This is a genomic window from Caulobacter segnis (assembly GCF_003243465.1).
In the GTDB taxonomy this organism is placed as follows: Bacteria; Pseudomonadota; Alphaproteobacteria; order Caulobacterales; family Caulobacteraceae; genus Caulobacter; species Caulobacter segnis_A.
Genome location: NZ_QFQZ01000053.1, coordinates 25,933 through 32,868, shown reverse-complemented (window position 1 = coordinate 32,868; position 6,936 = coordinate 25,933). Strand labels below are relative to the sequence as shown.

The following is a 6,936-nucleotide window of genomic DNA, read 5'->3' as shown; positions in this document are numbered from 1 at the left end:
ATGGGCCAGAGTGACCTTGGCGGCCTTGGCGTCGATGGCGCGCACGACGCCGACCGCCTCGACCAGCGCGCTCGCCTCGGCCGCATGGCCTGCGTGGCCGGCATGATCGTCCATGCCAGCCATCTGGGCGGCGGCGGGCTGACCGGCAAGCGCAAGCGTGGCGGTCGCGGCGGTGATGGCGACTATCTTCATGAGAAGGCTCCTTGATGAAATCGGCCGGCTAGAACCAGGCGCGTAGGCCGACAACGAGACTGGTGTCGGAAACGTCTTGCCCCAAGGCGCGCGCGTAGTCGGCGGTCCGCCCGAAGCGCTTGGCCCACGTCACGCCGACATAGGGCGCGAAATCGCGACGAACCTCGTAGCGCAGGCGCAAGCCCAGCTCCGCGTCCGTCAGGCCAGAGCCAGTCCGCGTCTCGGGGATGTCCTGGGCCGAGAGGTTGAGTTCGGCGCGCGGCTGCAGAATCAAGCGCTGGGTCAGGCGCCAGTCGATCGCCCCTTCGACCCGGCCGAGCACGTCGCCCTTGTTCGACAGGAACAGCGCGCCGTCGGCCTCGATCCAGTAGGGCAGCAGGGTCTCGAAACCGACCGTGGCGTAGGTGCGTGACTTGGGCTCGACGTCCTGGCGCACGCCGACCTGCACGTCGGTGTAAAGGCCCACGGCGCGGGAGTAGAGCGCCTGGACTTCGCCGGCCTCGACGCCGTGGCGATCGCCTTCGCCCTCGGACTTCAGGACCAAGCGGTTGAGATCACCGCCGAACCAGGCCTCGCCATCCCAATGATACCCGTCGCCGCCCGAGCGCGCCTGATATTCGAGGAGATTGACCATCACCTGCGAGGCCTGGGCGCCGCCATGCTCCTGCCGAAGCACGGCGCGAGCCCGGTCCATGGCGGCCGGATCAAAGACCTTGTCGGCCAGGTGATCGGCGGGCGGCGGCGGCGGGGCCGTTTCTTGATCAGGCAGAGGCGGCGGTCCCATCGCTTCGGCCTGGCTTTCCGACTGAGCGGGGACGCCCATGCCGGGCATGGCGCTCATGTCATGGCCCGCGTGGGGGTCGGCCGCCGGCGCGGCCTGTGGCTTGGGCATGGCCATGCCCGGCATGGCGCCCATGTCGTGTCCGGCATGGGGGGCGGCGGCCGGGGCCGGGCTTGCCGGCGCGGGTTTGGGGCTGGTACTCGGCGCGGCGGGCGCGCTGGTGTGACCAGCGTGCTGGGCCAGGGCCGGGGCCGCCCAAAGGACCGGCAGGAGGGCGATCAGCGGGGCCTTCATCGCGCGCCCTCCACGGGGGTGTCGCGCACGCTGAAGATCTGAAACATCCCCGCGTGCATGTGGTAGAGCATGTGGCAGTGGAAAGCCCAGTCGCCGGTCTCGGCGGTGAAATCGAAGCTGACGCGGCCGCCCGGCAGGACGATGACCGTGTGCTTGCGCGGCATGTGCCCCGCCGGTCCGAAGGCCAGTTCGAAGAAGTGGCCGTGCAGGTGGATCGGGTGGGCCATCATGGTGTCGTTGATAAGGGTGACCCGGACCCGCTCGCCGTGGCGGAAGGCGTAGGGCGGCGGCCGGTCGCTGAACTTGCGCCCGTCGAACCCCCACATGAACCGCTCCATGTTGCCGGTCAGGTGGATGTCGAGGGATCGCTGCGGGGCGCTGGTGTCGGGGTTCGGTTCGAGCGCCGCCAGATCGCGATAGACCAGCACCCGGTGGCCGACGCTTTCGAGGCCCTGGCCGGGCTCACCGGTGCGATCCATCGGCATCGGCGCGATGGTCTGGACGCCCGGGCCAAGTTTGACCTGTGGCGCGTTGTCCGGATTGCGCATGGACATGTCCATGCCGCCCATGTCCATCTTGCCCATCACGTCGCTTCCGCGCTGGCGCGGCGGCGCCATGCCGGGCGCAGGGCTGGCGGCCTTGGCGCCATGCCCCATGGCCGCGTGGTCCATGCCGGACATGTCCATGGACCCGTGATCCATGCCGCCCATCTGCATGCCGCCCATATCCATGCCCATGTCACGCATGGTGGTCAGCGGCCGCTCGCGCAGCGGCGGGACCTCGGCGCTCATGCCCAGCCGCGGCGCCAGAGTGGCGCGGCCCAGCCCGGAGCGGTCGACCGACTCCGACACGATCGTGAAAGCCTTGTCCTGCGTCGGTTGGACGATGACGTCATAGGTCTCGGCGTTGCCGATCTGGAACTCGTCGACCTCGACGGGCCGCACATGCTGGCCGTCGGCGGCGACCACGGTCATGCGCAGGCCGGGAATCCGGACGTTGAAAACCGATTGGGCCGCGGCATTGATGAACCTCAGGCGCACGCGCTCGCCCGGTGAGAACAGCGCCGTCCAGTTGTCCGCAGGGCCGTGGCCGTTGACCAGGAAGGTGTAGGCCGCGCCGGTGACGTCGGAGATGTCGGTCGGGTCCATCAACATCTTGGCCCAGTCCAAGCGCTCGGCCAGGGTTTGATCCTTGCCGGCCATAAGGCCGCCGATGGTCTGGCGCTGGTAGTTGAAGGCGCCGCTCTGCTGCTTGAGCTTCTTGAAGATCTGGTGCGGGTGCAGGCGGCTGAAGTCCGACAGCACCACGACGTGTTCGCGGTCGAAGGCCACTGGATCAGGACCGGCCGGGTCGATGATGATGGGCCCATAGTGGCCCATCTGCTCCTGCAGACCCGAATGGCTGTGGTACCAGTAGGTCCCCGACTGCCGGACCTGGAATTCGTAGACGAAGGTCTCGCCCGGCTTGATCCCCGGGAAGGTGACGCCGGGCACGCCGTCCATCTGGAAGGGCACGAGCAGGCCGTGCCAGTGGATCGAGGTGTCCTCGTCGAGCGTATTGGTCACCGACAACCGGACATGCTGGCCTTCCTTCAGCCGGATCAGCGGCCCTGGAACCGTGCCGTTGATCGTCACGGCGTGGGCGCCCTTGCCGTCTACCGTGACCGGCGTGTGGCCGATGGTCAGCTTGATGTCGTCGCCGGAAAGAGCGGCCGGCGCGCGGCCAGGATCGCCCGCCGCGCGCGCCCAGGACGGCAGGAGGCTCGCGAGCGTGGCGCCGCCGCCGAGTATGGCGAGCGATTGGAGGAAATGACGGCGATCGAAAGCCGCGCTGGATCGACGCATGACAGCCCTTTGATGATGACGCGCTGGCGCAGGCCATGACGGCCGCAACGCGATCTCTAAGGTGGCTACGCGCCGAAACTTCGCCCCCCTCATCGGCGGGCCAAAAAAGTCAGGAGTCGACCAACCAGTCGGCCAGGCGCTTGCGGGCGCGGTAGGCGCGCGTTTCGATCGTCTTGACGCTGACGCCCAGGAACGCCGCGGCGTCCTGCTGCGAGTAGCCTTCCAGATAGGTGAGGATCAGGGGCTCCTTGAGCTGGTCGGGAAGACGCGCGATCGCCGCCTCCAGGCGCGACAATTGCTCGGCGCGCAGGCTCGCCGCCTCCGGGCCTGGCGTGGGGTCGGCAGGGTCGGGCGCGCCGGGCGCGTCGATCGACCGCTCGCCCAGGATCAGCCGGCGAACCAACAGGCGCCGCCCCCGGTCGCGGCACTTGTTGAGGACGATCGCCCGCATCCAGGCGCCGAACGGCCGGGCCGGATCGTAGCGATCGAGCGCCTTCCAGGCGGCGACGAAGCTTTCCTGCACCACCTCATGGGCGGCTTCGGGGTCGCCGACATGGCGTCGGGCGAAGGCATGCAAGGGGCTCTTGTGCCGGCGCATCAGCGTGCTGAAGGCGCGCTCGTCGCCGCGCGCCGCGCGCCTGGCCAGCGCGCCGTCGTCATCCTCGCCAAGACCGGCGGTCACGGCGTCTCGTTCGTGAGCGCCTCGCTGACGCGGCGGTCGAACTTGGCCGCCTGCTCGGGGGTCAGCACCTTGCGCATCGCCAGGACGTGCTGGACCGTCTCCAACTGCAGCGCTCCCATGGCCGCATGGAAGCGCTCGACCGCGGCCTCGACCTCGGGCCCGTATTCGTGGCGCGCCTGGATGGCGGCGGCCAGCTGGGCGTTGGCCGCACGCAGCTCAGCCTCCCGGGCGCGACGACGCACGGCGAAATCCTGTTCGAGCGCCTCAAGCCGGCGATCCTGATCCGGGCTGAGCTTCAGTTCGTGGTGGACCATCTCATGCAGCGACTGGGCATGGGGCTTGGGCAGGAACCGGCCCGAGCCAAGCCAGCCTCCGGCGACCCCGGCCAGCAGGGCCAGGACGACGGTCAGCACGGCGCCGCGCGAGATCCGGCGCATGTCAGCGACCGCCCAACAGGGTCGATGGCGCCAAGTGCGCATCGACCGAAAACGCGGAGATCTCGGAGGGCGCGCGCGCGGCGGCGTTGGCCGCGAGGCTGCCGCCGACCATGCCCAAGCCCAAGGCCGCGACGATCGAGGCCGCGCGCAGCGGCGCGAGCGCGTTCGCCGCGCGCCGGCCGTCGCGCCAGGTGTCGATCCTGGCCCAGACCTGACCTTCCAGGCCGTGCAGCTGAGCGTGCGGTTGTCGCCGCAACGCTTCGAAAAGTTCGTCGAGCTTGTCGCTCATCGCCGATCCCCTGACTCTACATCTCTGTCTACGCAGCCGGCGGTCCGATCCCTCACATGAGGGATGACGCCTCCTAGCGCGTAGTGTGTCCGACGGACGGCGCGCGGGGGAAGCCAAATGCTGAAGACGGCCTTGCAGATCCACAAGTGGGTGGGCCTGGTGGTGGCGATCCAGGTGCTCTTTTGGGTCATTGGGGGGCTGGTGATGACGGTCTTGCCGATCTCGTGGGTGCGAGGCGAAAACCACACGCCATCCTCAGTCACCGCCCGGCCCATGGCAGTCAACGAGGTGAAATCCCTGGCCGAGCTTGCGCTGGGGCCTGGTGAGTTGCGAGGCGCTGAACTGCGGGCGACCCCGCGCGGCGCCGTCTGGCTGGTGAAGACCAAGTCCGCCCTCCGGGTGTTCGACGCGGCGTCCGGCCATCCTCTGCCGCGCCTGACCCCGGACGAGGCGACGGCGGCGGCGAAGTCGGCCTATGTCGGCCGCGGCGAACCTGGCCGGGCGCAATTCCTGCAGAGCCCCCCGCAGGAGGCGGCCTCGACAACACCTCTCTATGCGGTGACTTTCGATGACGCGGTCGGAACGACCCTCTACCTCGATCCCGACACCGGCGAGGCTGTCAAACGCCGTTCGAACCTGTGGCGGTTTTACGACCTCTTCTGGCGCCTGCACATCATGGATTGGCCCTCGGGCGAGAACTTCAACCATCCTCTGATCATCGCCGCAGCGGCGCTGACGCTCTTCGTCACCGTCACGGGCGTCATCCTGCTCTGGTTGCGCTTGGCACGGGACCTGCGCAATCTCGACAACCGCCGCCGACGCGCCAAGGCCTAGCGAGGGCGCGCGAGCATCGCACTCATCTGGTCGATCTCCTGCTGCTGCCCCTTGATGATCGTCGCGCAGAGGCGCCGGATCTCAGGGTCTTTCACCGGTGCCTTGCCGCACATCAGGATCGCGCCGGCGTGATGGGGGATCATCGATCGTAGGAATTCGCGATCGCCAATCAGCCACTGCTGGCGGATGGCCGCGAAGCACAAGACCCCGATGACGAGGCTGGACGCGACCAAGCCACGGTTGAGGCCTTTGCTCGGATACATCATGCCCATGAGGAGAAGTTCGATCACCACCATCGGCGCGGTCATCAAGCCGGCCATGTAGGCTTGGTTGAAGCTTGGATGGACGTTCGCGGCCCTGTCGACCATGGCGTACATCAGGACGTACATGGCCAGAAACGACAGGGTGGTCATGGCCGCCAAGCGCAGATAGGGCCTGTGGTGTTGATGATTTGTCGGCGCGTGCTGCTCGGCCATGACGGTCTCCTGGAGCTCGGAGCCGCCGCCGCCACGGTCGCGTCGCGCGGATGTCCCCGGGTTCGAAGCTCCAAAAACCGGCGAACGGCGCCCCCGTTCCGCTTCTGAAAATATTCGGCGCGATGGCGCGAAAGGGTCGAGGGATGATCCGGGCCGGTGCGTATTGGACCGGATCGGCAGCTTTCAGGGCTTGGCTCCAAGCCCTCGCCAGTCCGCGCCGCGGTCGCGGCGAACCGCGTTCAGGGATTGTCCGTACATGACGACGCCGTGCGACTGCGCTAAGCTCGCCCGATGCTAAGGCATGCGCTCGCTTTCCTGGCCGCCGTGGCCCTCGCGTTCAGTCCGCTGGCGGTCAACGCCGCGCGGGCCGATTGCGACATGGCCGGCATGGACGCGATGGCCATGGTCGCCATGGCCCCCGCCGGCGACGACGCGGCTCAGGCCGATCCTTGCTGCGACCACGGCAAGGCCATGTCGGCCAAGGACTGCGCCAAGGCCTGCGCGGTCAGTTGCGCGTTGTCCGTCGCCGCCCCCTGCGAGGGCTCGGCGATCCCGGTCACCGTCAGCTATCGCGTCGAGACCAGCTGGTCGAACACCAGCGGTCGCACGCACCGTCTAATCCCCGAAGATCCGCCTCCACGAACGATCGCCTAGGACCGGCCCAAAGGCCGATCCACGTCCATCGCTCGTTTCACGCGCCCGCCCTGCCGGGCGCGTGTGATCGCCCGCGCTCGCGCGGGCTGGCTTCCCGATCTTCAAGGATGAACCTCATGTCTCCCCGCATTATCGCGCTGGCGCTCATCGCCAGCCTTGCTTCCCTGGCGACGGCCTCGGCCGCCGCGCCACGCGCCTGCGGCCATCTGCAGGCCGCCCCCGCGCCCGCCAACCCCAAGGACGTCTTCCGACGCGCCGCGTGGGTTTGCGACATGCCGGCCGATTGTATGCCGCACGCCGTCGCCGGCGTCGACGGCGCATCCCAACCGGCCCGCTCGCCTCGCTAGCTCGGCCGGGACGGGTGGGGCCGATCCCCTGTCTTCGCCCGTCCCGTCCGGCCCCGGCGAAGCGGCTGCAAACGCTTCGCCGGGGCGCTGGCCCCTCACGGCTTCC

Annotated in this window: 10 protein-coding genes; 3 read left to right on the top strand and 7 right to left on the bottom strand. The window is 68.7% G+C overall.

What is annotated here, in order from left to right; all coding sequences use genetic code 11:
* The 6 genes from DI526_RS15770 to DI526_RS15745 form a co-directional block, all read right to left on the bottom strand.
* Positions 1-192: hypothetical protein (locus DI526_RS15770; protein WP_304279931.1), on the bottom strand; the 192-nt coding region annotated here is incomplete at its 3' end.
* A gap of 28 nt (positions 193-220) precedes the next feature.
* Positions 221-1,267, bottom strand: coding sequence for a copper resistance protein B (locus DI526_RS15765; RefSeq protein WP_304279925.1), 1,047 nt, complete (start codon positions 1,265-1,267; stop codon positions 221-223).
* Positions 1,264-3,111: a copper resistance system multicopper oxidase gene (locus DI526_RS15760; protein WP_304279923.1), complete on the bottom strand. Its 1,848-nt coding sequence runs from the start codon at positions 3,109-3,111 to the stop codon at positions 1,264-1,266. Before DI526_RS15760 ends, DI526_RS15765 begins: the two co-directional genes overlap by 4 nt.
* A 109-nt stretch (positions 3,112-3,220) precedes the next feature.
* Positions 3,221-3,793 (bottom strand): RNA polymerase sigma factor, encoded by a 573-nt coding sequence (locus tag DI526_RS15755; protein WP_304279920.1) that lies wholly within the window; start codon positions 3,791-3,793, stop codon positions 3,221-3,223.
* The gene (locus DI526_RS15750; RefSeq protein WP_168077115.1) at positions 3,790-4,230 is read right to left on the bottom strand and encodes a periplasmic heavy metal sensor; all 441 of its coding nucleotides are present in this window, start codon (positions 4,228-4,230) and stop codon (positions 3,790-3,792) included. The genes DI526_RS15755 and DI526_RS15750 overlap by 4 nt, the downstream gene beginning before the upstream one ends.
* Position 4,231: 1 nt before the next feature.
* Positions 4,232-4,519, bottom strand: a complete 288-nt coding sequence (locus tag DI526_RS15745; RefSeq protein ID WP_168077113.1) for a hypothetical protein — start codon at positions 4,517-4,519, stop codon at positions 4,232-4,234.
* A 117-nt stretch (positions 4,520-4,636) separates the two neighbouring features.
* Between DI526_RS15745 and DI526_RS15740 the strand changes: the two genes are divergently transcribed.
* Entirely contained in the window at positions 4,637-5,353 is a 717-nt protein-coding gene (locus DI526_RS15740; protein WP_304279910.1) for a PepSY domain-containing protein, read from the top strand.
* Here DI526_RS15740 and DI526_RS15735 read toward each other — a convergent pair.
* Positions 5,350-5,829: a DUF305 domain-containing protein gene (locus DI526_RS15735; RefSeq protein WP_304279908.1), complete on the bottom strand. Its 480-nt coding sequence runs from the start codon at positions 5,827-5,829 to the stop codon at positions 5,350-5,352. The genes DI526_RS15740 and DI526_RS15735 overlap by 4 nt on opposite strands.
* 291 nt (positions 5,830-6,120) lie before the next feature.
* Between DI526_RS15735 and DI526_RS15730 the strand changes: the two genes are divergently transcribed.
* Positions 6,121-6,483 (top strand): hypothetical protein, encoded by a 363-nt coding sequence (locus DI526_RS15730; RefSeq protein WP_304279904.1) that lies wholly within the window; start codon positions 6,121-6,123, stop codon positions 6,481-6,483.
* Between the two features lie 116 nt (positions 6,484-6,599).
* Positions 6,600-6,830, top strand: coding sequence for a hypothetical protein (locus DI526_RS15725; protein ID WP_304279902.1), 231 nt, complete (start codon positions 6,600-6,602; stop codon positions 6,828-6,830).
* Positions 6,831-6,936 lie beyond the last annotated feature (106 nt).

Excerpts from the sequence above, each read along its gene's own strand:
- DI526_RS15765 (WP_304279925.1), bottom strand. The coding sequence starts at position 1,267 with ATGAAGGCCCCGCTGATCGCCCTCCTGCCGGTCCTTTGGGCGGCCCCG.
- DI526_RS15760 (WP_304279923.1), bottom strand. The coding sequence starts at position 3,111 with ATGCGTCGATCCAGCGCGGCTTTCGATCGCCGTCATTTCCTCCAATCG.
- DI526_RS15750 (WP_168077115.1), bottom strand. The coding sequence starts at position 4,230 with ATGCGCCGGATCTCGCGCGGCGCCGTGCTGACCGTCGTCCTGGCCCTG.
- DI526_RS15745 (WP_168077113.1), bottom strand. The coding sequence starts at position 4,519 with ATGAGCGACAAGCTCGACGAACTTTTCGAAGCGTTGCGGCGACAACCG.
- DI526_RS15740 (WP_304279910.1), top strand. The coding sequence starts at position 4,637 with ATGCTGAAGACGGCCTTGCAGATCCACAAGTGGGTGGGCCTGGTGGTG.
- DI526_RS15735 (WP_304279908.1), bottom strand. The coding sequence starts at position 5,829 with ATGGCCGAGCAGCACGCGCCGACAAATCATCAACACCACAGGCCCTAT.
- DI526_RS15730 (WP_304279904.1), top strand. The coding sequence starts at position 6,121 with ATGCTAAGGCATGCGCTCGCTTTCCTGGCCGCCGTGGCCCTCGCGTTC.
- DI526_RS15725 (WP_304279902.1), top strand. The coding sequence starts at position 6,600 with ATGTCTCCCCGCATTATCGCGCTGGCGCTCATCGCCAGCCTTGCTTCC.